This is a genomic window from Pseudoalteromonas sp. SG41-2, assembly GCF_014164535.1.
Classification (GTDB): Bacteria; Pseudomonadota; Gammaproteobacteria; order Enterobacterales; family Alteromonadaceae; genus Pseudoalteromonas; species Pseudoalteromonas rhizosphaerae.
Genome location: NZ_JACJFK010000004.1, coordinates 179,133 through 203,904 on the forward strand (window position 1 = coordinate 179,133; position 24,772 = coordinate 203,904).

The 24,772-nt window shown below is 38.5% G+C and carries 16 protein-coding genes; 2 read left to right on the forward strand and 14 right to left on the reverse strand.

Features of this window, described 5'->3' with window-relative positions:
* Positions 1–65 precede the first annotated feature (65 nt).
* Positions 66–2,126 (forward strand): EAL domain-containing protein, encoded by a 2,061-nt coding sequence (locus tag H5186_RS04745; RefSeq protein WP_310737076.1) that lies wholly within the window; start codon positions 66–68, stop codon positions 2,124–2,126.
* Positions 2,127–2,231: 105 nt separating this feature from the next.
* Here H5186_RS04745 and H5186_RS04750 read toward each other — a convergent pair whose 3' ends face one another.
* The 14 genes from H5186_RS04750 to H5186_RS04815 form a co-directional block, all read right to left on the reverse strand.
* A complete protein-coding gene (locus H5186_RS04750) occupies positions 2,232–4,190 on the reverse strand; it encodes a methyl-accepting chemotaxis protein (RefSeq protein ID WP_149980254.1) in 1,959 nt (652 codons plus the stop codon).
* Between the two features lie 180 nt (positions 4,191–4,370).
* Positions 4,371–5,513 (reverse strand): aspartate-semialdehyde dehydrogenase, encoded by a 1,143-nt coding sequence (gene asd, locus H5186_RS04755; protein WP_182731235.1) that lies wholly within the window; start codon positions 5,511–5,513, stop codon positions 4,371–4,373.
* A gap of 999 nt (positions 5,514–6,512) precedes the next feature.
* Positions 6,513–9,236, reverse strand: a complete 2,724-nt coding sequence (locus tag H5186_RS04760; RefSeq protein WP_182794185.1) for a TonB-dependent receptor plug domain-containing protein — start codon at positions 9,234–9,236, stop codon at positions 6,513–6,515.
* A 72-nt stretch (positions 9,237–9,308) separates the two neighbouring features.
* Positions 9,309–10,928 (reverse strand): hypothetical protein, encoded by a 1,620-nt coding sequence (locus H5186_RS04765; protein WP_182717245.1) that lies wholly within the window; start codon positions 10,926–10,928, stop codon positions 9,309–9,311.
* 312 nt (positions 10,929–11,240) lie between these two features.
* Positions 11,241–12,548: a lipopolysaccharide assembly protein LapB gene (locus H5186_RS04770; protein ID WP_182717244.1), complete on the reverse strand. Its 1,308-nt coding sequence runs from the start codon at positions 12,546–12,548 to the stop codon at positions 11,241–11,243.
* A gap of 18 nt (positions 12,549–12,566) precedes the next feature.
* Complete coding sequence (locus tag H5186_RS04775) at positions 12,567–13,172, reverse strand: energy transducer TonB (RefSeq protein WP_182717243.1); 606 nt, start codon at positions 13,170–13,172, stop codon at positions 12,567–12,569.
* Between the two features lie 10 nt (positions 13,173–13,182).
* A complete protein-coding gene (locus tag H5186_RS04780) occupies positions 13,183–13,593 on the reverse strand; it encodes a biopolymer transporter ExbD (protein ID WP_145235576.1) in 411 nt (136 codons plus the stop codon).
* A gap of 50 nt (positions 13,594–13,643) precedes the next feature.
* A complete protein-coding gene (locus H5186_RS04785) occupies positions 13,644–14,171 on the reverse strand; it encodes a MotA/TolQ/ExbB proton channel family protein (RefSeq protein WP_145235579.1) in 528 nt (175 codons plus the stop codon).
* A gap of 3 nt (positions 14,172–14,174) precedes the next feature.
* Positions 14,175–15,542 carry a MotA/TolQ/ExbB proton channel family protein gene (locus H5186_RS04790; protein WP_182794186.1) on the reverse strand — a complete coding sequence of 456 codons (1,368 nt, stop codon included), beginning with the start codon at positions 15,540–15,542 and terminating at the stop codon, positions 14,175–14,177.
* A 9-nt stretch (positions 15,543–15,551) separates the two neighbouring features.
* Entirely contained in the window at positions 15,552–16,304 is a 753-nt protein-coding gene (locus H5186_RS04795) for a DUF3450 domain-containing protein (RefSeq protein ID WP_182794187.1), read from the reverse strand.
* A gap of 215 nt (positions 16,305–16,519) precedes the next feature.
* The gene (locus H5186_RS04800; RefSeq protein WP_149980245.1) at positions 16,520–17,137 is read right to left on the reverse strand and encodes a DsbA family protein; all 618 of its coding nucleotides are present in this window, start codon (positions 17,135–17,137) and stop codon (positions 16,520–16,522) included.
* Positions 17,138–17,247: 110 nt separating this feature from the next.
* Positions 17,248–19,137, reverse strand: coding sequence for a methyl-accepting chemotaxis protein (locus H5186_RS04805; RefSeq protein WP_182767340.1), 1,890 nt, complete (start codon positions 19,135–19,137; stop codon positions 17,248–17,250).
* A 424-nt stretch (positions 19,138–19,561) separates the two neighbouring features.
* Complete coding sequence (locus H5186_RS04810) at positions 19,562–20,833, reverse strand: sugar MFS transporter (protein ID WP_149980243.1); 1,272 nt, start codon at positions 20,831–20,833, stop codon at positions 19,562–19,564.
* 214 nt (positions 20,834–21,047) lie between these two features.
* A complete protein-coding gene (locus tag H5186_RS04815) occupies positions 21,048–22,748 on the reverse strand; it encodes a M1 family metallopeptidase (protein WP_182794188.1) in 1,701 nt (566 codons plus the stop codon).
* A 250-nt stretch (positions 22,749–22,998) separates the two neighbouring features.
* Between H5186_RS04815 and H5186_RS04820 the strand changes: the two genes are divergently transcribed.
* On the forward strand, positions 22,999–24,729 hold the full coding sequence (locus H5186_RS04820) for a hypothetical protein (RefSeq protein ID WP_182794189.1): 1,731 nt from the start codon (positions 22,999–23,001) through the stop codon (positions 24,727–24,729).
* Positions 24,730–24,772 lie beyond the last annotated feature (43 nt).

Genomic DNA, 24,772 nt, shown 5'->3' on the forward strand with positions numbered 1-24,772 from the left:
TAAACGCCGCAATTGAGTTCAACTTAATCCATGTAATTGTGCTTTGCGCGAGCTTTTTTGTCACAATGGCTATCTTACTTCTAGCTAGCCGTAAATGCTTTACTTTATGTGCCCATGCGCTGCTACTCAGTATTGTTGCTGCAACAATCTCAATTAATCTCTTTTTAACAGATATCAACCTTGCAAAAATAGGCTCTATGTATATGTATGCCTGTCCTATCATTGCGTTGATGCTATTAGGTGTGAGAACCGCGCTAAGTTATGCGATTCTAAATATCGTGCCTTTTTATTTTATAATATACAACATTGATATTTCATCTCTTACCTCCATAAATACGCAACTACCAAATTCAGACTGGTATATATCAGGATTATTATTCTTAATCTTTAATATCTGTATTCCGCTTGCGGTTGCACGCACCATAGTTGCAGCTAAACGTTTAAATCAAACCATGGCAGAATCAAATAGTCATCTAGCAGCAAAAAATGAGCTTTATAGAACATTTTTTACTGAATCAAGTATTGCAAAAATAATTATCGATAGTGAAAACACCGTTATAGATTTTAACAGTCAAGCGAAAATGTTATTTGATTTCAAAGCAACAGTTAAAAACAGCACAGTTAAACTCGATAAATTATTACCTAATCTTGTGATTGCAGCTAACCCACAAAAGAACCAAGTATTTAAATATAAAAACACCTATAAAACTGTACATTACCAGCAAGTTACTGACTCTGATTATTGTGTGCTGCGCTTTGATGACTGCACTGAACAACATCAAATAAAACAAAACTTATTAGCAATGGAGCAAGAAAACAAACGTTTACGTTACAGCGATGGTCAAACACACCTTCCCAATAGAGAATGGTTTGAGCTTCAGTGTGAAAGATTTGTAGCAAAGTACCAAGGTGATTTCTATATTGTGATCACCCAGAGTGCAAATAATGAATATTTAAATCTCAAATACAGTAAAGCTGATGCAAAAGCACATTTAGTATCAGCTTATAAGCGCTTAAAAGACTCTAATGAAGACCTCGTTCTGTGCGCTCATGTAGGTAATAATAAATTAGCATTTATAATAACTACAAGCTCAGCTAACAAAATAGAGTATAAGCTTTTAAACGAAGTTAAACATGCGCTTGATGAACCTTATATAATGCGGGGCAGAAAATACCAACAGTCGTTTTTATTTGGTTTTTCTAACTTTCCAAGACAAGGAAAAAGCAGTGCTACTGTATTGAACAACGCAATAGAGGCATTAAAACTTGCTGATAATCATCGCCCTATTAATGGTTATGATGAAAAACGCTCACAAGCATTTTTAGAAAAACATGAAATATCAATGTTATTAGACGAAGCACTTCATAACGCCGAGTTAGAGTTACACTATCAACCTAAAGTAACACATGACGGCAAGTGCATTGGACTTGAAGCATTAGCACGCTGGAACAGTAAAACTCTTGGTGTTGTATCACCTGCGGTGTTTATTCCTATCGCAGAGGAATACCGGATGATCAGCCGACTCACAGATCTCATAATTCAAAAAGTCTGTACTCAAATTGCAACTTGGAGCAAAGATGAAATTCCACTAGTGCCTGTTGCAATAAATATATCATTGCTTGATTTTGGCCAAAGCGATTTCATGTCAAAATTAGTAAAATACTTAGCGGACTTTAATGTCAAACCAAGTCAAATTGAATTAGAACTGACCGAAACGTCATTAGAAGCAAACCAAGAATATTCCTTGGCGCTAATGCAAAACCTACAATCATGGGGATTCACAATTTCTGTTGATGACTTTGGTGTGGGCTATTCAAATATTGCGCGCTTAGCCGAATATCCTATAAATAAGCTAAAACTTGATCGCTCGCTAATAAGCCAAGTTACAAGCTCAACAAGGCAAAAGAGCTTAGTAAAAGCAATTCACGTCATGTGTGATGAGCTAGGTATAAAATGCGTATCTGAGGGAGTTGAAACACAACAGCAAGTTGAAATTATGGCAAATATGGGATGTAAAGAATTTCAAGGCTTTTATTTTTCAAAACCATTATCGGCCTACCACTATACCGAGCATATAAAACAACAAGGTTTGAATTTTAATCCGCAAAAAATACCAACAAGTTAATACCGGAAAAAAATAGAATCGGCTATTAAGCTGACTGGAGTATTCGCATTGAAGACTAATGAGCGGTATTGTCAGCTTGTATTTTATTCTTAGCCACTGTTATTACTACACTTTAAATTTTCCAACTAGATCAGTAAGAACGTGTGATAAGGTTTTTAATTTATCGCCATTATTACTGGTATTGGCAGCAATTTCACTAACATCATCAGCCGCATTTTTGATTTCTATAACATTGCGATTTATATCTTCAGCGACATGCTGCTGCTCTTCTGCAGCGGTTGCTATCTGCGTATTTAAGTCACTAATATTAACAATAGACGCTGTTATTTCCGTAAATTGCAGCTGTGCAGCATGGGATAGTTCAACCGTTTTATTAGTGCTGTCTAAACTGCGTTTCATTTCAGTAGTGACTTGGCCAGACATGCTACGTAATTTGTCTAATTGCGTAGCAATCTCTTCAGTGGATTCAGACGTACGTTTCGACAATGCACGTACTTCATCTGCAACGACAGCAAAACCACGACCATGATCCCCCGCTCTAGCAGCTTCTATTGCAGCATTTAAAGCAAGCAAATTAGTTTGCTCAGCAATGCCTCTTATAACGCCTAAAATTGACATTATATTTTCACTTTCAGTGTCAAGTTGCGATATATCATCCGTTGCTTTACTTATCACTTCGCTCAAAACAACCACGCTTTGAACGGTCTCTGTGATCACTGTTTGACCTATCTCTGATGCCTGTTGCGTTTGCATAGCCAGATCTGCCGCATTAGCACAACTTGAAGCTACTTCGTTGGCTGTCGCAGCCATTTGATTAATTGCAGTTGCCGCCATTTCCAGTGCTTGTTGTTGTTGGGAGGTAGAACGAGTTAATTGCGATGCTTGTGTAGAAGTTTGCTCTGATGTACCGCTTACATCTAATGCACACTCGTTGATTTGTCTTACTAAATCAGCAATCAAGTTTAAAAATAGGTTAAAACTATTGGCAAGCTTTGCCGTCTCATCTTTAGTTTTTATCGTGAGCCGTCGAGTTAGGTCACCACCGCCTTGCGCAATTTCAGCCAGGCCATCACTGACTTCAACTATAGGTGAAGAAATTACTTTTGAGATATAACTTGCGATTAAAATGAATACAATAATTAGCACCGCACTAATAATTAAAATTGTAACGGTCATGGTGTTTGCGGCGCTCATCACCTCTGACTTTTCAACTAAGCCAATAAATTTCCAGCCTAACTTAGCTGAAGTATAAATATTGGCAATAAAATCTTTGTCATTAATAACAATTTCGAACTGACCTTGGGTATTAGCCGCTAACTGCTTGTATTTCCCACCCGCAATATCAGTTAAACGTTTAAAACGAAAATCTTCATTTTTAACATCAACAAGTATGTTTCCCGTATCTTCGATCAGCATTAAGTAACCAGTTTCACCCAGCTTAATATTAGCAATAATTTCTGTCAGTCCTTGCAAAGAAACATCCATTCCCTGTACACCGATAATTTGTCCATTATCTTTTATTGCTTTTACAGTAGAGACTATAACCATGTCGTCAGCTGCCCAATAATAAGCACTAGTGCGAACCGTTTTACCACTTGCAGATTTACCTGTTAAATACCAAGGTCGAGATCGTGGGTCATAATTAGCATTAACTTCTCCCGCTGGCCACTGAATATAACCACCTTGTTCATTACCCATATAAATATAAGCAAGCCCTGGGTGAGTTTGGCCGAAGTGATCAAACTGTTGAAATGCGGCACGTTCAACACTGCTGCCTTGGAGATGTTTTAGCATCACCGAATTATTTGTATCTACATGAGTTTTGACATCTTGCTTGGCAGCTAAGACCATTTGATGGGAAGCTAGATAATCAACATTTTTTTCTATTTCGGCAAAAAATATAGCGATACCATTATCTATTTGCCGTGCTTCTCTTTCGCTCATTTGCGCAAAATTATCAATAGCTTGCTCTCTTGTTTGCGTGATAACAAGTGCTGCAATAATAAAAAGAGGTAAGGCGATGGCGGAGGCAAAAGATAGTTTTAATTTTTTTGATATATTCATATATAGGAGGCCAAATAGATACTCCCATAAAGATAGTAAGCTATTGAGTATTCAGCAAGAAACAATCTCACTAAATTAACTAAGCAGTGACAAAACTAAAGCGGTGCAAAAAGACAACAGTAAAAGGGCTGGCACATTGCCAACCCTCCATATTAACTGTAATAAATGGCAGCTAGTAAACTAATGTTTATTATCAACAATAATGCGTAGCATACGACGCAGTGGCTCTGCAGCACCCCATAATAACTGATCGCCAACGGTAAAAGCACTAATATATTTAGGCCCCATCGCTAATTTACGAATACGCCCTACTGGAATACTTAATGTGCCTGTCACTTTAACCGGTGTTAAATCTGTAGCTGTAATATCACGCTCATTCGGGATCACTTTAACCCACTCATTGTGTGACGCTAAAATCTGTTCTATTTTCTCGACGCTAATATCTTCACGTAGTTTAATCGTCATTGCTTGTGAGTGACAACGCATTGCACCAATGCGCACACATAAACCATCAATAGGCACAGGCTGTTTTGATGAACCTAAAATTTTGTTCGCTTCAACTTGCGCTTTCCATTCTTCTTTAGATTGACCCGATGGCATTGGCACATCAATCCATGGGATAAGACTGCCTGCTAACGGCACACCAAATTGCTCTTGCGGTAAATCGCTTGAGGCTATTTGCTGTGTGACTAGTTTATCAATTTCTAAAATAGCGGCTTGTGGATCAGCTAGCTTGTCAGCCACACTTGCATGAATAGAGCCCATTTGCGCAATGAGCTCTTTCATATTGCGAGCACCGGCACCCGATGCAGCTTGATAAGTCATTGGGCTTACCCACTCAATCAAGTCTTGCTCAAATAAACCACCCAATGCTAATAACATGAGTGACACTGTGCAGTTACCACCCACATAGGTTTTTACGCCTTGCTCAAGACCTTGTTCAATCACATCTTTATTGACCGGATCAAGTACAATAATACTGTCATCGCTCATACGCAGTGCTGATGCCGCATCAATCCAATAGCCGTCCCAGCCTGCTTCACGTAATTGTGGATACACAGCTTTAGTGTAGTCACCACCTTGACAGGTGATAATAATATCCATTTTTGCCAGCGATTCAAAATCCATTGCATTAAGTAATGGTTTTGCAGGACCCGCTAAATCAGGGCCAAGCTGACCGGTTTGTGAGGTGGTAAAAAAAGTGGTGTCGATATGAGCAAAATCATTTTCTTGTTGCATACGCTCTAATAACACTGAGCCAACCATGCCCCGCCATCCGACCAATCCTACTTTTTTCATTGTTTGTTCCACTGTTTGAGTCATAAGAAATACCTAATACGTTAAAAATTAAAATTCATTGCGTGAGATTTAATTTTTAGAACGAACAATCTAGCACTGTGATCGAGGCAACACCAGTGTTACTCATAGAACATAAAATTTTTTCATCTTGAGTCAATAATCATATTTCTAATAGTTATGATTATTGTGCGTCATTGTAAAAGACCGGTGTTTTTGACATCCAACTGATTCATCTGTTGCTATTTTTTTGCAATATGAAACTGACTATCTGTACATAAGTAAGTTAATAAGAATGCAATAAACAAGATTTATAATCATTTCGCATTTTATAGTCAGATGTATTGTGTATTATTTTATTTATTAAAAGGAATCAAAAAAAATGAAAACATTATACTTTTCTATCTTTAGGTGTATCTGCAAATATTAACGAAATCAATGTAGAATCGAATACTTCTTTTGCCAGTGTTGAACACACATCGGGCTCAACAAAAAGCTTATCTACATCAACCCAACCCTACCGTAATAGTTGATAGTTGATAGTAGTTATAGCAACTTCTTTGTCAGTTTTATATCGGGAAATCAATTCTGTAAAGAGCGAGGTCATAAGCGAGAAATCACTGGCAGCACAGTGAAGTGTGGTGAGGATGAATATGAGTATGCGGAATATGACTGGTATGGTAGCGCATGGGTTTCAAAAAATACTGGTAGTAAAAATCAGTGTTATCCATTGTACGCTAGTATAAAGTGCGGTAACTAACGTAAACAAACAGCTCAGTAACAACTGAGCTCTTATTCCATAGCGCAAAAGTTCCTCCAATTAATATCAACATAGTTCAACTCATCATTAATCACATATCATCATTAAAATAATAGCCTTATATCAATTTGCATTAAATGATCACTTCTTTAATAACACAGATATTACACAACCATTAGTTTTACAAATAGCAGATATTAAAAAGCCCTGCATTTGGCAGGGCTGAGATAATAGAGACTTATGTAATTTGCCTTTATTAGATGACTTTAAAACTCGTAGCTAAAGCTCACGCTTAATTCTCTAGGCGTTTCTTGAGAACGAATTAGCACATCATTTTGTTCTACTTCAAAGTTTTGTCCCAACATATTTTTCACTTTAAGTGTTATTGTGGTATTAAACGTTGGGTAATAACTATAAACCATGTCTAACGAGTTTAAAGGTTGTTCGTAAGCGTCATCAAAGTTATTAACACCCGCAGCTAAAATACGATCACCAAATACATTGTAGATAACAGATGCTTGATGCATGCCATCATGTGAATCGTAATTCAGTTGCAAGTTGGCAACATACTTTGAATGGCCCGTCATACGTCGCTTTAGGTTCGTGAGATCGCCACGCTGTTCTTCTGCAATTTCAACTTCTGAATCACTGAGCGTTATATTTCCAGAAGTAAAAAAAGCGCCCCCTAATAAATCACTGTGCAACTCAGTTAACCATTCAGCTTCAATACCGTAAACATAGGCTGTTTCTGCATTGTCAAACTGCAGAGTAAAACGGCCGTCGCTTTCTGTTAATAGTGCTTCGATTGGTTTATCGATATCTTTATAGAATGCGCCAACTGAGTAATTATCGCCATTGTCCATATAAAACTCGATACGTGCATCAAAGTTATCTAGGTAACTAGATTCTAAGAATGGATTACCAAGCGTTCGATAACCTGTCAGCGGATCTTGGAATTGAACAGGGCTTAGCTCTCGCAAATCAGGGCGTACAACCGTGTTGCCATAACCAAAACGAACTTGATACGATTGCTGACTATATGTCATAGATAACGAAGTAAAATACTCATCTTCCATCACACTTGCTTGTTCTATCGCATCTGCACTTAATTTATCAGCCAATAAAGCAGGATCGAATGCTGAGCGAGAAAAAGCAAGCGCAACTTGGCGGAAGTCCTCGTAACGCACACCACCGCTTAAACGCCAATCTTGAGCAAACGTTACGTCAAAAGAGCCGTAATAAGCATCAATCATTTGCGCTGCTAAGTAATCATCAGCTGTTGGTTCTTGGAACAATAACTCGACATCCGTTGAATCAACAACAGCATCGTTAGCAAAAAAACTACCAATTGACAGTGCTTCTTCTTCACTTTGTGCTAGATCTAAAGACTGAGTTTGGTTAAAACGATAGTTAAAAAAGTCAGTGCGGTAATCACGTGTTTTTTCAACAAAATAACCACCACCCGCAATTTCTACTTCGGCGTTATCAAAGTAAAAAACTTTGTTTACATTAACGCCCCAGTTTTCTACATCGTCTTCAAGCTCTACAAATCGATACAAATAAGGATTACCACCTAAGCTACCATTGTAAAAAGTACGTTGATATTTGCCATCTAAGTACTCATCACGAACCGTTACTTTAAGCTCACCAGGTATACTTGTAGTCGCTGTTGAGTCAGTATACTGCCAATCTACACCAACACCTTCAAGAAAACCCCAATCTAAATTGTGCATTCCACGAAGCTGAAGTATTTCAAGTTCTCGTTCCTCAAAAGAGGTTAAGTGACTACGCTGCAACTGCCCAGCATCAATACTTAATGACTTTGAAGGTTCTTGGTAAAGCGCAACAGAGGCTTCATCTTCAGAATCTCGTAACATCATATAAGTTGCTGTTAAATCGTGACCTCCAATTTTATAACCTAAATTTAGAGAGCTATTTAACTTTATATTATGCTTGGTTGACACTTCTTTCTCTGTTGCAGAGTAACAAGTAAAGTCATCTTGTGAACATGAGGACTCAGATGCGTCAACAGAAGAAAGTACAGCGCTAAACTTCTCAGCATTAGACCATTCATTTTCATAGGCAACTGACGCTAAGAAACCAAACGAGCCGTCTAAGCCAAATAAGTTATCAAAACGGTCGCCATACACAGCTTTAATACCGGCATCAGGATTTAAACTTTCTTTTTCCAAGCCAAAATCTCTTGGCAATGCTTTTGCTAAACTTTTATTTAAGTCTATCGCGGCAGCTTGGCCAATATCAGCCCCCTGACGTCTTGACTCTACATCTCTGATATTTCTATACGAAATATCAGACAGGCCATTGATATAGGTATTTAACGCAGTCTTAACTGAACCAGGTAATGCGCGTGTACCATCATCTTTACCTAACCAATCATCACTGCCACCATTATATGTATAGCCTTCGTCGTTTGTATCTTTATAACTGGCACCAATTTCGACTTTAAATAAAGTATCATTTGGAATGCTCTTGGTTCTGATATTAACGTCACCACCACCAAAAGCCGCAGGCATATTTGGTGAATAGGCTTTTTGTACAGCCAAGGATTCAATAATACTTGATGGGAAGATATCAAGTGGAATTACATTTCGTGTTAGATCCGGGCTTGGAACTACCGCGCCATTTAAACGTACGCTAGAGTAACGCTCACCTAAGCCACGGACATAGATAAACTTATCGTTAACTAATGATAAGCCTGTAACACGGCGAAGTGCCGAAGCTGCATCACTATCACCCGTTCTAGATATTTGCTCTGAACCCATTATATCAGCGACAAATGCCTGATTTTTACGCTCATCAATTACGGCACTAGCACTGCCTTTAAGGCGCGTACCTGTTGCAACAACTTCTTCTATCGCTTCTTCATTTATTATTTCTTGTGCCTGATCAGCGAAAGAATGAAATGAAGAAAAAAGGGAGAGCAGAGATAAAGTTATTAGATTGGTTTTAAACTGCTTTTGATGTTTCATATTTATATCCTCTAAACCTAAAATTCCCTTAAAAAAGGCGCCGTAGCGCCTTATAATTAGAGCCGGTCTAGATTAATTACTAGCGCGTTGTAAAGATGCGGCAACAAAATCAGCCCACTCACTTGATTCACCGTCTTTAAGTGCACCAATATAGCCTGCGTTAGTAAAGAAAGAGTTAACTTCACTCATGTCTTTAGCTGTTGTAGCTACTGCAGTGCCTTGTGAATCAGTAATAGTTGCAGCTGTTGAAACACCATCAGCACCAAGTACATTTGCAAAATCAGCAAAACCAATTAACTGGTTATTCTCGCCACCAGTAAACCAAGAAGCAATATCAAAACTTGCTAATGCGCCAGTTAAAGGTGTATTTACGTCTTCAAAATTCTTACCACAAGCAAATATTGAGCTCATAAATGCGATATCGCCATTATTTGCATTCGCATGCACACCAGCATCCCCTGATTGGTCTTTTTCATTATATAAATCAAGACAACCAGCACCATCTACAGATGAAGAGTTTACAAATAGCATATTAGCTAATTGCGCTTTACCCCATTCTTTCATTTCCATACCAGCACCAGTACGACGCCCTTCAGCACCTTGGTCGCCAGTAGTTACAACCGTTGCATTAGCAATTGTTGGATTAGAAACAGTTGTTACTAAATCTTGTGCATCTGCTGATAATGGATCTACCTTAGCGCCATCTGTTTCAAAGCCATGGTTTCCATATTCATTTGAACGTACAAGAATAAATTGTCCATAGCCTTTCCAGCCTTCATCCCAATCAATACCATCATCACCTGTATCAGTAATAACAATATGTTTAAGGTTAACGCTACCACCAAAAAGCTCTATACCATCATCAAAACCATTATGAACATGCACGTAATCAATCGTTGTGCCTGAGCCTACAGCATTAAGGGTTAAACCATTAAGCTCATCGCCTTCAACACCAAAACCCGCATATTTTATAACTATATGCTTAAGGATACCGCTGCTATCTTGCGGATCATTACCACCATAATACGATACAATACCTTCAGCAGCGTGGTTACACATATCTTGCGCCGCAGCCGCAGCCGTACAACGGATAGAATGGCCTCGACCATTTACCTGAACGCCACCCCAATCACCAATTTGTGCGGTTGTTGCATCATCGCCATCAACTTCTTTGATGCTTGTGAAAATAATTGGCTTATCTACTTCACCAATTGCTTCAATATTTGCACCACGTGCAATACGAATAAAACTCTCAGGCTTAGTAAAAGCTATCGTCGCGCCAGCTTCAATAGACAATGTAGGACCATTGCCATCAATTGTAGCGCCTGTTGATGTGTCTACATCATCACCAATAAATAATGCACCTTCAAATACATGTGCGCCGCCACTGCTTAATGCAGGGATAACAAAAGAGCTGGTAATTTCTTTCGCATTACTTGCAAATGCTTGACTGTAAACACAGTTAACACCCTTTGCTTCACCTGTAAATGTAGCTCCATCTAATGTATATGTAGCGCAACTTAATGTATCACCACCATTATCACCACCTGGGTTAGTCACTGAGTTGTCTACACTATTATCTACACTGTTATCAACTGTTGTAGGTGTAACATTAATATCACCACCGCCACAGCCAGCGAGTGTAATTGCAGTAGCCACAAGGCTGACTTTAAATAAACCAGATAATTTCATTGTTCACTCCGTTAAAGTATTTAATTATTTTGTTAGCGCATTAAGTAAAACTCAAGTCACTTTAAAACACGAAAAACATGCTTTAAGGTCACTTGAGCTTTAGAACGAGGACTACAATACGGGAGGTGTATGACAATACAGTTACACTTTAATAAACATAAAGTGACAATATAATTTATTTAAATAACAATTTGTTAGGAATATTTAGAACGAAAAAAACCGCCCTGAGGCGGTTTTGGTGTTGCGATTATAAAACGAGTTTTTTAATAAAATCGTTGAAGTTAAAATGGCATTTTTTAACGCCATATTTACTTATAACAAAGCGGTGCGTAATGTTTCAGCATGCAATTTTTCACGCTTCACGTATTTGATCCATTGTTCAGCTAATCGCTGCGATTTTTTATGCTTCTCGGCTTGTTCGAATGCTAAAATAGACGCATCAAAGTTTTGTAAACTATATTGCGCCATACCTAAAGCAACATAAGCATTTGATTCAAAATCGAGTGAGCCTTTATCAAGCGCCGTTCGGGCTGCATCAGCGGCATCTTCAAATTGCTCTAAGTTAACAAGTACTTCAGCCATACGTTGATCGTACTTACCGTGATCCGAAAGCTCTGCCGCTTTAGCAAAGTAAGTAACTGATTTATTATCTTCTTTTGCTTGGACCATGGCTTCTGCGATGAATGCATAATTCTTCGCAGACTTTTCAGCAACGCCTGATTCAATCGCTTTACTCATCACATCAGCCGCTTTAAACGCTAAACCGTTGTATAAGTAAACTTGGGCAAGTTGACGTAAATCTGATTTTGACGTTAAAAAACCTTGCTGGTAAGCGGCTTCAAGTACGGCTAGTTGTTGTTTTTCTTTACCCGTTTCACCGTACATACCGCCAAGTTGCACCCAGTATTCAGGCTTGTTATAAAGCTTTACCATACGCTCAAGTACAGCAACTACATTCTCAGTTTGATTAAGTGAGTAATACATGGCGCGTTGCAGTACTAACCAGTTTTCTTTTGGCACCTTGCCTTCACTATCACTTTGGGCAATCGCTAAGTTAATATTATCAATGCCTTTTTGGTAATCTTTCAACTGATAATACGCTTGTGATTTAAGGACATAATAGGCATCAGTTTTAGGCTTAGTGTTAATTGCATCCCACTTAGCTAAAAAATCAATGACTTTATTATAATCACTGTTTGCCATCGCTAATTGCGCTAAGCTAAAAGTAGTGCTAACACGTAATGTTTCTGGAATACCTTCTTCTGCTATCACCTTTTCAAATGATGCAATTGCTTTAGGCAAATCATTTTCGTTGTAATAAATAAAGCCATAAAAATTATGCATCATGGCAATTTCATAGGAGTTCATGCTAGAAGAACGTTCTTTGATGCTATCAAGCGCCTCAAGTCCTGCTTTAGCGTCGCCATCATCGGCTAACTTTTGTGCACGAGCCAATTGGCTATACACTTTTTCACGTAGCGCAGGCACTTTCGTGGTTTTTTGCTCTTGTGCGTAAACGCTCGCAAGCGTGACTCCTGGTAACATGGAGACTAAACTTGGCAGCGCAACACTGGCTCCTATCGCAAAAGTACACACTAATGCTGTTTTTAATAATTTCATAATCGCAATCCTCTGTTTCTAGCCGTTAATTTGGAAAGAAATTTTGTTCTGTACACCCGCAACTTCAACCGCTTCACCATCGATCACGCGTGGTTTATATTTAAATTTAAGTGCCGCATCCATAGCTGCTTGATCAAACAATGATTCAGGCTCAGCTTTTACTACCTTTGCATCACGAACAGTACCTTGCTTAGTCACTGTAAACTCAACAATCACATAGCCTTCAATGCCCCGTGACAATGCTCGACGCGGGTAAACAGGTGCTACTTTTACAATCGGTAGATATTCACCATCACTAGAGTCAAGAGCTAGACCACCACTGAGACTCACGTCAGCATCAACACTGGCACCAAAGTCAAAGTTAGACGCTGCTGCATTTGGATCACTATTTTGCATTTGCGGTGAATCCATTGGCGGCGGAGGCTCTTTCGGCGTTGGCGGCTTTTGTGGTTTACGTTCTTTCTTTTGTACCGTTTCTTCTTTTTTAAGCCTTACAAAATCAAGTACATTGCCTTTAGCTGGCTCAGTCATCGCCCCTTCACCACCGGTGATAAGCGCTTGCATGCCCAAAAACAACATAAAGGTCACAACACCGGCAACTAATAATGCTACTAAATAACGCATTATGGCTTCCTTAGGCTTCTTGTGCCGCGATAGACACATCAAATACACCTGCGGCGCGTGCTGCATCCATCACTTTAATAAGGGTATCTGTAGTGGCTTTTTTGTCAGCCTGAATAACCACACTACCTTGTGGATTTTCTGCTTTTAAACGCTCAATGTTTGCTTGCACAGCACGCACATCGATTTGACGTTTATTGATCCAAATTTCACCTTGATCTGAAATCGCAACTAGAATATTTGCACGCTCTTTCTTAACGGCTGTTGCCGCTTCTGGGCGATTTACATCGATACCTGACTCTTTAACAAAAGAGGCGGTTACAATGAAGAAAATAAGCATGATGAACACAACATCAAGCATCGGGGTCATGTTTATTTCTTCAGCTTCATCTTCTTGAAAAAGGCTTCCTAATGGGGCTCTCATTTTATTCTCCTGATTGTATGTGGCTTTCGCCACATACTAAAAATTGTTGTTTAATGGTCTAAAACCATGCTGTCTTCAAGTAGGGCTACTTCGCGCTTTGCTTTGCGTTGTAAGTACGTAGAAGCAAATACACCAGATAACGCACCAACCATGCCTGCCATTGTCGGGATAGTCGCTTTCGATACACCTGATGCCATTGAACGCGCACTGCCCGTTCCGGTAATCGCCATCACATCAAACACTTCTATCATACCTGTTACCGTACCGAGTAACCCCAGCAGCGGACACAAGGCAACCATCACATTGATCAGCGCTAAGTTGTTGTTTAACTTCATCCCAGCGCGTGAAATAGTTGCTTGGCGTATTTGCTCAGCGTTCCAGCTATTACGCTCATCGCGCCCTGTCCAACTACTTTTAATGGCATGTTTGTAACTACGAAAACCATTAAAAAAATAAATAAATCGCTCGAGTATCAATAACCACATCGCGAAGATTAACACTCCGATGACCAACAGAACTTGGCCACCAGTGTCGAGAAAATCACGGATAGCATTGATTGAGTCAATCAATAGCACCATGGGTTATGCTCCCTTTTCGCTTCGCTCAGCGATAATACCTGCGCTTTGTTCTTGCAAAATAAGCAGCAAGTTTTTAGAGCGAGTATTCAATAAGGTGTATAAAAATACCGTTGGGATTGCCACAACTAGGCCAAGTACCGTAGTAACAAGCGCTTGTGAAATACCACCAGCCATTAGTTTAGGGTCACCTGTACCAAACAAGGTGATTGCTTGGAAGGTATTGATCATACCGGTTACCGTACCAAGTAGACCTAACAATGGAGCAACGACCGAGATAATCTTAATGAGCGTTAAGTTGCGGGTGATTTTTGGCATTTCACGTAAAATCGCTTCACTTAATTTAAGCTCTAAGGTGTCGTATGCTACATCTGGGTATTGATCTTTGACTTTCATTACACGACCAAGTGGATTGTCATCACGTGGCACCGAGTCTTTAAGTTGACGACGGATTTTGCTGCCCATTAGCATCAATGAAACAAATCGTTCAATAGCGATAATTAAAGCAAGTAAGCCAACGCCTAAAATAACGTAACCTACCGCACCACCTTGATGTACTTGCTCTGAAGTATCAGGTGCTTGTACCAATAAACCAAGGATAGAGCCACCGGTTGGGTCAAGCGCAAATTGTACAGTGCCTGATTTAGCTTGTTGTAAATCACTCGCCGTTGAGGTGTAACGGCCAACAGGCTGACGGGTAAGCTCGCTTAACGTATTAGTGCTGGTGTTATAATCAAGGTACTTACCTTCTGAAATTAAGTTAAAAGCCCCCACTCGCATAACTTCTTGTTTAGCTTTGTTGCCGCCTTCTACAATTACATCTGTTGTAAAACGTGACACTTTGCCTTGCTCAGTCATTTCGCGTTGCAGTTCAAACCATACTTTTTCAATGTCTTCGATTGATGCAAGTTTAGAAGTCGAGCCCATTTTTTGAGCCAATTCATCCATAAAAGCACCACGACCAGGTAGCTGTGCAGACACTACTGACGTTGCAAATTTATTACTTGAATCGCCAGCCACTTGTTGCAGCACACCAAAAAGTTCTTTCAATGAACCCATACGCTTAGATAATGTATCGGTTAGGTTAGCAAGTTTTACTTCATTTTCTTCGAACTGTGTTTCAAGACGCTCAGACTCAACCAGCATTTGATTACGTTTTGCTTGAGTGTTTTTAAGCATTTGCACTTGTTCATTTTGACGTGCAGCAAATTCTTGCTCGCGTTGTTTATTTTGTGCTGATTGCTGTGTTTTACCTTGCTCAAGTGTTTTTAATAACGAGTCTAAATCCATAGCTTCAGCAGCAACGCTGTTGCCCGCAAAACCAAGGGTGGCACCAAATAAAGCAATTTTGGTCATTTTTGTAAAAAGTTTCATTTTAACCTCTTAATCCGCAGCGTGTACTGGCAGTGTTAACATATCTGGGGCAAGTTGCTTACGTGCAATACGTAAACCTTTACTAATTTGGCTGATTGTTGAGTCATCCAGGGCAACAAACTGTTTGCTTGTTGTATCCCATGAGCCTGCTTTTTTACCATCGCGAGTAAGGTAAATAAGTTCTAAACGACCAATGCGTAAGAAATCGACTTCACGCTCTTGACCATCAACATCTAATAACGCGGTATAGGCTTCGATGGTACGGCCGTAATCAACTTCAACTTGGTACGCTTCTAAAACACGGCGGAATTTTTCACTTGAATTAATGTCAGCACGGTTCATCATGTCTTTTAATGACGCTAAACGCTTTTCACGTTCATCGGTTAGAAACGGCACATCAAGAGCAACAAATTGCTCAAGGCCTGTGATCATGCGTAGCATTAATGGGGTAATTTGACGTTCAATAATAGACACTTGATCCATAGATAAGTTAATGGCTTCCATTTCACTCATTTGGTTACTAAGCTGTTTGCTTAGTTGTGCGTTATAAACCGTTAAACCATCAATTTCTTTATTGAAGGTTTTAAACTGTTGTAAACGACCCTGCATAGAGTCTGCAATCTTGTCTATTTTTGTTTGTGATTGCACAGCTGATTGGTTAATTTCACTGCTTTTATCGATAACCTTATTTAAATCATTTGCTTGCACTGTTGCACTCATGGCTACAATACTAGCTAATATCAATGGTTTAACGCCTTTCATCGCATACACCTTTACTCGTTAAATTAGCGGATTTGCTAGTTGCTTAATATCAATGAACGAGATTCTATAGGTGAAAAATGACAGAGGTGTTGCGCTAAAAAGTCCTTTTTATGACAACTGCCATAAATACAGCTTTTTACGTTAGATAAAGCAATAGTTTTTAATATTTAACAAGCGTGTACGCTTTAATGATGAGTGAAGTGAGATTAAATAAATTAATCGGCAAGTATACGATGAATGGTGCTGAGCACAGCATTTGCGTTGGTATAGTTTACGGCGATAGCAAAGTACTGCTGTTTATGACAAAGAACTAACGATGGAAAACCCTGCACAGGTAACTGCTGAACATACGCTAACTCTTGTTGAAACGCCTGTTCAAGTTGTTCACTTTGCAATATAGCTAAAAACTCATCAGCAGCAATACCTATTTGCTGTGCACAGCTAACGAGTGTATTAAGATCCGATGGGTTTTGTGCCGATAAATAATAACCCTGCTGAATTGCACCAAGCATAACCCGCTCTTTATTAAAATAACGTGCTGCAATCACCGCCCGACATGCAGGGTAAGTGCTGCGGCGTGGTTGACAGTTTTGCCAAAAATCAAAGTTAAATTTAGCACCGGTTTGCTGGCCAATACGCTGCCAAGTTTGTTGTAAAAACTGTTGCATACTTACTGGCATTGGCTGTTCGGAATCAGCAGCAAGGCCACCTACTTTATAAATAATATCAACTTCATTCGCTAAGGCGTCTTGGATTTTTTGCCAGCACTTTTGAAAACCCCAACACCAACTGCACATTGGGTCGTACACATATATAAGCTGACTATTATTCATTATTGGCCTGTTACTGTTCACTGGAAACAACGTTATTTAGCCCTTCATCCTTGGCTTACAGGTGATTCCGGCATCATTTATTTTATCTTTTTAGTTATCGCTGATTGCATTTAGACTTTAAAACGTAGCACCATTTTTTCAAGTTCATCAAATTGCAGTTTTAAACGAGTACACTCAGCTAAAGTGTTATTTAAGTTTAGCTGACCTTGTTGAGATAACTCACTAATTGTATGAATATCATTATCTAAAGAGTGTATTACCTGATTTTGTTCAGTGGTCGCATTTGCAACACTATGATTTACATCATCAATTGCTTTTATAGCTTTGGTTACTCCTGCCATTTGCTCACCGGCTGCTTGCGCTTGTTTTACAGTATTTTCGCTTTCAACTAAACTGGCTTTCATAACCGCAACGGCACTGCCTGAACCTTGCTGTAATTGGCTAACGGTATTTTCAATTTCTTGGGTTGATTGCTGAGTACGGTGAGCTAACTGGCGCACTTCATCTGCAACAACGGCAAACCCACGACCAGCCTCTCCGGCACGAGCGGCTTCAATTGCGGCATTAAGTGCAAGTAAATTCGTTTGCTCGCTGACTCCTTTAATAACTTCGAGTACTTGACCAATACTTGCAGAGTGTTCAGCAACACTACTAATAATTTGTTGTGCTTGTTCCATATTTTGCGATAACACACCAATGGCATTGATATTATCATTTAACGTACTTTGACTTTGTACTGACTGTGTATTCGCATCAGTAGCAAGGGTTGATGCATGACTTGCGCTGCTTGATATTTCAATCGCACTTGATGACAGCTGATTAATCGCTGTTGCAACGCTGTCTGTGCGTTTAGTTTGGTCACTGTACATCGTTAGCGTTGACTCTGTTTGCTCAACTAAGCTTTCCACTGAACGTTCCAGTTCAACCGTGGTCGTTTTTACTTGGTCAATTGAGGTATGAATTTTATCTATAAAGGCATTAAAATAACCTGACAGTTCACCAAATTCGTCATCGTTTTCAATCTCTAAACGACGAGTTAAATCCCCCTCACCTTGGGCTATATCTTTAATTGCATCGTTTAAACGCTGCATAGGCCGCATCAAATAACGCAATGAAAATTGCATCATTAATATCGTCGCGATAACTCCCAAACACATATATATCGCAGCCATATTTCTAAATGAAGCCACTGATGAATAAGCAATATCTTTGTTGATCACCACACCTAAATACCAATCTACATTTTCAATACCTTTGATATGTGTAAATGATACAAGATGATCAATACCAGCGATTTCCTGCTCGACAAACTCAGCTTTTAAAGCAAGCTTTTTACCAAACAGCTTCGCCATACTCTGATCGTTTAATTTGATATCTGGATGGCTTAGAATGCGACCGTCACTGTCTAATAGAAAACCATAACCAAAACCTAAAAAATCAATTTCGTTGACTATTTGAGTGATGGTTTGCATATCGATATCGGCGCCGGCGACGCCACTAAAACGGCCATTATTTAAAATGGGCGCAACCGCTGAAATAGTTAGCTCATTGGTGGTTACGTCGATATAAGGAGTCGTAAACGCTGTGGTGGTTTTATTTTCTACCAGCTTATACCAAGGACGGATTGTGGCATCATAATCAGCAGGTAATACAACTGTTTGATCATTGAGTACAAAAGTACCATCAGGTTTGCCTATATAGGTGTTTTTAAACTTACCTGCCATTTCTGCGCTATTGAGTTGGCTAAGAGTTAATTCCTTAGTGTCATTTTGCTGATGCGTTTTCGCAACAGACTGAACGATTGCTAATTTATTATTGAGCCAATTAGCAATATTTTGTGAAACCGATTGAGAGCTTTCTTGTAATATTAGAGACAGTTGCTGCTGCGTTTGTGAGCGCATTGAAATAAAGTTATTGATGGTAAATAACCCCAGCACCAACACTAATACCACAGATGCTGCGATAGTTACCTTAGTGGTAAATTTTAGCGAGCTTTGCATGACACACCTATTTATTTTTTTTATCGTTGTTAGCTAACTACTTTTTAACAAAAATAACGCTATTTGTCTTATCTTATCGCCAACAGTTGCTATGTTATAGCCAAAAACAATAATAAAGCATGGTAAAAAAATTAGTTTAGCGCTTACTCCTATAACAAATTCATAAAGTAATTAATCGATAAGTAAAGACAGTCAATGTCGTAATTGCACCGAAAAAATAACAAACTCAAAATTGGAAGGTTCCAGTGATTTTTATAAACAATAGCTATTGAATACGTATTCAGTGCATATCCGTCGTTATTTTGTAATGAACTAAACTGCGAGGTTTTACTTTAGAGTGCGATTGATTCATTGAGAATAATAAGAAAATAAATGCATTTACAGTGCTGCAAATGCATTTATCTAAAGAGGTTTTACTATTAGCTTAGTTTATTTTTTGTTGCCACTTGCTCGCAAGTTTTACAACATTCAACCCGTACCAAGCGATAAAACAATAGCAAAGTGCTGGGATAATAAAACTAACTTGAATATTCATTGCATCAGCAACAACGCCTTGAATTAACGGTACTAATGCACCACCAACAATCGCTAAACAAAGCCAACCAGATCCTTTACTGGTTAATGAACCTAGCCCTTGAATAGCGACTGAGAAAATTGTCGGAAACAAAATAGAATTAAATAAACCAATCGACAGCACAGCATACAAAGCAACGTCACCTTCAGTGAAGATTGTAATTAAAAGTAACGCAATGACCGCAAATGCATTAAAAGCAATTGCTTTTGATGGTGCAATTTTTTGTAATGCAGCAGAGCCAATAAAGCGCCCTACCATCGCCCCGCCCCAATAATAGGCAATTAATGCGGCAGCGGTATGCTCTTCGAGCCCTGCAATATGAGCTTCACCGAAAAAGTTAACTAAAAAGCTACCTATTGCCACTTCACCACCCACATAACAAAAGATACCTAACACACCCATAACTAAATGCGGGGCTTGCGTTAAAGAATGACCTTTTGCTTTGCAATCGAGTTCTTCTTTGTGTGATTTGATTTCAGGTAATTTTAAAAATGCAAACACAACAGCAATAGTAAGCAGTGCTGCAGCAAGCATTAAATAAGGAATTTTTACCGATTCTGCTGTCGCCGCAGATGCAGTCAATGAGCCTGCTGCGCCAAAGAACAAAATGCCACCAACATAGGGCCCAATAGTCGTTCCTAATGAATTAAGTGCTTGCGCTAAATTTAACCGTGACGAAGCTGTTTTTTCAGGCCCAAGCGCCACAACATAAGGGTTAGCCGATACTTGTAAAATGGTGACACCACCGGCTAGTACAAATAATGCGGTTAAAAATAGCCAATATTCATGTACGACCACTGCAGGATAAAATAACATACAGCCGATAGAAGCCACGATAAGACCGCTAAGCACACCATTTTTATAACCAAATTTCTTAACCAATATCCCCGCGGGTAAAGAAACAATAAAGTAAGCACCAAAGAAGCAGAACTGCACTAACATCGCTTCGGTATAACTAAGATCAAACACCCCTTTTAAACGCGGGATCAGTACATCATTTAGTACTGTGATAAAACCCCATAAAAAAAATAGAGTTGTCATTGCAGTCAAAGGTAACAGGTAATTATTATTTTGCTGCGGCTGCTCAGTGACAAACGTTTTATTTATATTTATTTCACTCACGTGATTTTCACTCCATTAACAAGTTGTGTGTGATTCTACACATTAGTATAAAAAAATCACAAAAATTAAATTGGAACGATCCACGCATTGATTTACAACCGTAACAAATAGTTACTAACGTGACACGTATTTTTGAAACACATAACAGCAGAGTTACTCACGACGATTGATACCACAGTAAATATCAATTTACTGTGGTATCAATCGCAAAGTATTAATCCTGCTTTTTGTTACATTTAGAAATAATAGGTAAGTAACGAAGAACCTTCATATCAGGATCAACGACTACGTGATCATCTGGATTGATATTTAAAATAATTTTTCCGTCTTGCGGATAATAAACATCCTCTTTACCATTGATAGAGATAGGTAAAGGCATAGGAAAAGGCTTATTATTTAAAGATTTCACATCCCAGTTAAGTGTAATAACTCCATCCACTTGTCGTTTATTTAAGATTGGTAGCTCAGCTTGCTTTAAATAAATATCGAATAGCCAATTATAATTATCACCTGTTAGTTTGTTTACAATATCAATAAAATGTTCTGTATTACGATATCGTGGTTTTATTGGATACTTTATGTCTGAGGTATTATCGATACCATACAATAATTCTCGTGTTGCACGCCAGAATAACTGCTCTCCAATTAACCAACGTAATGTATGTAACGTCCAGCCACCTTTACCATAAATATCCGAGTTAAATGCTTCATCAGAAGTAACTTCTCCTACACGAACAACTGGCTGACAATTTTTTAACCCCAAATACGATTTGTACATCGTATAACTATATGCGGCATTGCCAAATTTATTTAAGCTGTAAGCAGGCTGCATGTAAAAACCAAAGCCCTCATGAAGCCAGGCATCATTTAATCTCTCATGGGTCATTAAGTTCCCAAACCACTCATGTGCTAACTCATGCTGTAGTAGCCAATCATAGCCATTTTCATCACGTTTATACTTTTTGCCATAAGCATTAATCGTTTGATGTTCCATACCTAAATGAGGTGTTTCAACAAAGCCTAGCTTTTCATTCCCCCATGGATAAGGACCTAAATGACTTTCAAAAAATTGTATTTGATTGAGCAAATCAAAATCGATCAAATCCTCTGCTTTTTGTTTGTTTTCAGGTAAGACCCAAAACTCAATAGGTACCTGTGTACCATTAATACTGGTATATGATTTTTGAATACGTTCGTAGTTACCAATATTTAAGGCTATATTATAATCACTGGCGGGAACAGATAACAGCCAATCAAATTGTACCTTATCATTTTGCAGCTTTTTGACATCTTGCAGCACACCATTAGTCACGGCACTAAGACCGTTAGGAACAGTTAAACGAATACGCATTGAATCCGCTTTATCACTAAAATGATCTTTGCAGGGCCAAAATAAATCGCACCCTTCTCCTTGTACTGCCGTTGCAATCCATGGTTTTCCATCAGACGACTTATCAAATACAAAGCCACCTTCCCATGGCGCATTGTTCGCAATATGTGGCTTCCCTGAATATTGAACTGCAACATCAACCAATTCACCCGGCGTTTTAACTTCCCCTAAGTTAATCGTAATAATACCACCTAGCCTTTTATAACTTGCGCTCTTTCCAGCTACAGTTACATCACTGATATTAAATCGACTGTCTAATTTTAGTTCTACATATTGGTTTGCTTTAAGCATTAAAAATGAGGTTTTACCAATACCGGCTATTTTTTTATCCGTAGGAAAAACTTCTAACTCTAAATCATAAAACTTCACATCACTACTTAACGCAATATCTGACAAAACTTGCCCCGTGTCTCCTACAATAGGATCTAATGGCACTTCGCTTGAGGTGCAAGCAGCTAATGAAACTGAACTTATAAGTACTGCAATATAATTAATTATACTTTTTCGAGAAAAAAGATTATTCATGCTAATCCCATCTATCTTTATTATGAAGTAAGATAGTCACATAACAACAAACAACATTCGATAATTTTGCGTTTAAACAACAAATTATTTATATAAAATTAATAATTTTATATAAATACCGCGCCTTCACTAAAACCAACACTAATAGTGCTTTTCCTCGCTAGGCTACGCACTTTTATGATATCGTTTTACAAAACATAAATACTACAGAACGTACCGCTTGGTACTGATACAAAAAAGGAATTTCCAAATGAACACCAAACTACTTGCTGGTTGCGCAGTTGCTGTAGCGGCGGGTGCAATAATCTATACACAAACTGACAGTTCAACAGCCTCATTAGAACTTGCTCAACTTGATTACGTCCCTGCTGATACTGCTTTATTTTATGGTCAGCTAAAACCATTTCCCTATAGTAAATATTTCAATTTGATTCCAGATCAAATGAAAGGTGCTGACGATTTTACGCCATTGATCGAAAATTTAGCGGCAAGTAACGATAACAATGCACAGTTTTTAGCGTCTCTATTAGATCAATATCAAACATCATTGTCATCTTATGAAACACTAAAAGCAGCCTGGGGATTCGCCGATGATTATAAAGCTCTAGCCTATACAATTGGTCTAATGCCAGTATTACGCTATCAACTTGAAGATGAAACAGCTTTATTTAATACAATTAATAGCTCAGCTGATAAAGCGGGAATTAACTTCACAACACAAACCATCGAAGGTGTTGACTACAATACGTACCCTTTAGTACTTGAAAATGACATTACATTAAACTTAATTGTGTCTGTTAAAGATAACTGGGCTACCATCACGTTTGATACAAAACTTAATACAATTAAAGATTTACGTCTTGCTTTAGCAATTGATAAACCAACAAAATCATTAACGCAAACCGCTAAACTTGAAAACTATATTACTAATTATTCATTTGATGGCCACTCTATTGCGTATATAGACCATGTTGAGATTGCTAATGCTATTACCGCCAAAACACCATCACGCCTAGGTGAAATGCTTGATGAACTATTAAAAGAATTGGGTGATCCAAATGCTTTAGAGGTAGCTAGAACACCACAGTGCCAAAATGACATTACCAATCTTGTTAGTTATTGGCCTGCATCAGTAACCGGTAGCACGTACATACAAGTAACAAACTCTGATGCTCATTTTAAAGCAGATGCTATTTTCCAAAGCACTGCTACAGATATTATTAAAACATTAAAATCTGTGCGAGGTTTTGTTCCTGAGCATACGACTAAACTTGACGGGCAAATGCTAAGCTTTGCTTATGGTGCGGATATTTCAAAAATTCCACCGCTTTTAAATATACTCTCAAGCACATTTAAAAAAGCTGAATTTGAGTGTGCACCTCTTGTTGCCTTACAGCAACAAACTCAAGACTCAAATTTAGCTGCACTATCAATGATGACCGCTATGGCTAATGGTATTCAAGGTGTCAGTGTAAGTATTCAAGATCTTGCTTTAGAAGCCGATGCAAATCAACTGCCACAACTAAAAGCTTTAGACGCGCTAATCACACTTTCTGCGACAGATCCTGATAATTTACTTTTTACTGCTAAAGGATTTTTACCCGCATTAGCGGAGCTTGAAATACCAGAAAACGGCGATGCAATTAGTGTCAATGCTGCAATTCCTTATCCTTTACCTGCTGGCCTTGATATAAGGTTAGCTAAAAAAGGAAAGCATATTGTTTTATTCACTGGTGAAAAATCAGCGGCTATTGCAAATACATTATCAGAACAAGCACTTGAAAAAAATGGATTTTTAAATACCGCAGTTGATCTGAAATCATTAATGACTCCTGTCATCGAAGTATTTAAAATGACAGGGCAAGCACTACCGGAAGAACTTGAACAATTAAAAAATCAAACAATGTCTGTGTATTTTGCAACAGATATAAAAGATGAAGGGATTGTTATTAATTCAGAGATCAAAATTACTAAAAAGTAATAACTTTTTTGGAATTAAACGAAAAAAGGGGCATTAATTGCCC

Coding starts and splice junctions, on each gene's coding strand:
- H5186_RS04745 (WP_310737076.1), top strand. CDS start 66: ATGGCTATCTTACTTCTAGCTAGCCGTAAATGCTTTACTTTATGTGCC.
- H5186_RS04750 (WP_149980254.1), bottom strand. CDS start 4,190: ATGAATATATCAAAAAAATTAAAACTATCTTTTGCCTCCGCCATCGCC.
- asd (WP_182731235.1), bottom strand. CDS start 5,513: ATGACTCAAACAGTGGAACAAACAATGAAAAAAGTAGGATTGGTCGGA.
- H5186_RS04760 (WP_182794185.1), bottom strand. CDS start 9,236: ATGAAACATCAAAAGCAGTTTAAAACCAATCTAATAACTTTATCTCTG.
- H5186_RS04765 (WP_182717245.1), bottom strand. CDS start 10,928: ATGAAATTATCTGGTTTATTTAAAGTCAGCCTTGTGGCTACTGCAATT.
- H5186_RS04770 (WP_182717244.1), bottom strand. CDS start 12,548: ATGAAATTATTAAAAACAGCATTAGTGTGTACTTTTGCGATAGGAGCC.
- H5186_RS04775 (WP_182717243.1), bottom strand. CDS start 13,172: ATGCGTTATTTAGTAGCATTATTAGTTGCCGGTGTTGTGACCTTTATG.
- H5186_RS04780 (WP_145235576.1), bottom strand. CDS start 13,593: ATGAGAGCCCCATTAGGAAGCCTTTTTCAAGAAGATGAAGCTGAAGAA.
- H5186_RS04785 (WP_145235579.1), bottom strand. CDS start 14,171: ATGGTGCTATTGATTGACTCAATCAATGCTATCCGTGATTTTCTCGAC.
- H5186_RS04790 (WP_182794186.1), bottom strand. CDS start 15,542: ATGAAACTTTTTACAAAAATGACCAAAATTGCTTTATTTGGTGCCACC.
- H5186_RS04795 (WP_182794187.1), bottom strand. CDS start 16,304: ATGAAAGGCGTTAAACCATTGATATTAGCTAGTATTGTAGCCATGAGT.
- H5186_RS04800 (WP_149980245.1), bottom strand. CDS start 17,137: ATGAATAATAGTCAGCTTATATATGTGTACGACCCAATGTGCAGTTGG.
- H5186_RS04805 (WP_182767340.1), bottom strand. CDS start 19,137: ATGCAAAGCTCGCTAAAATTTACCACTAAGGTAACTATCGCAGCATCT.
- H5186_RS04815 (WP_182794188.1), bottom strand. CDS start 22,748: ATGAATAATCTTTTTTCTCGAAAAAGTATAATTAATTATATTGCAGTA.
- H5186_RS04820 (WP_182794189.1), top strand. CDS start 22,999: ATGAACACCAAACTACTTGCTGGTTGCGCAGTTGCTGTAGCGGCGGGT.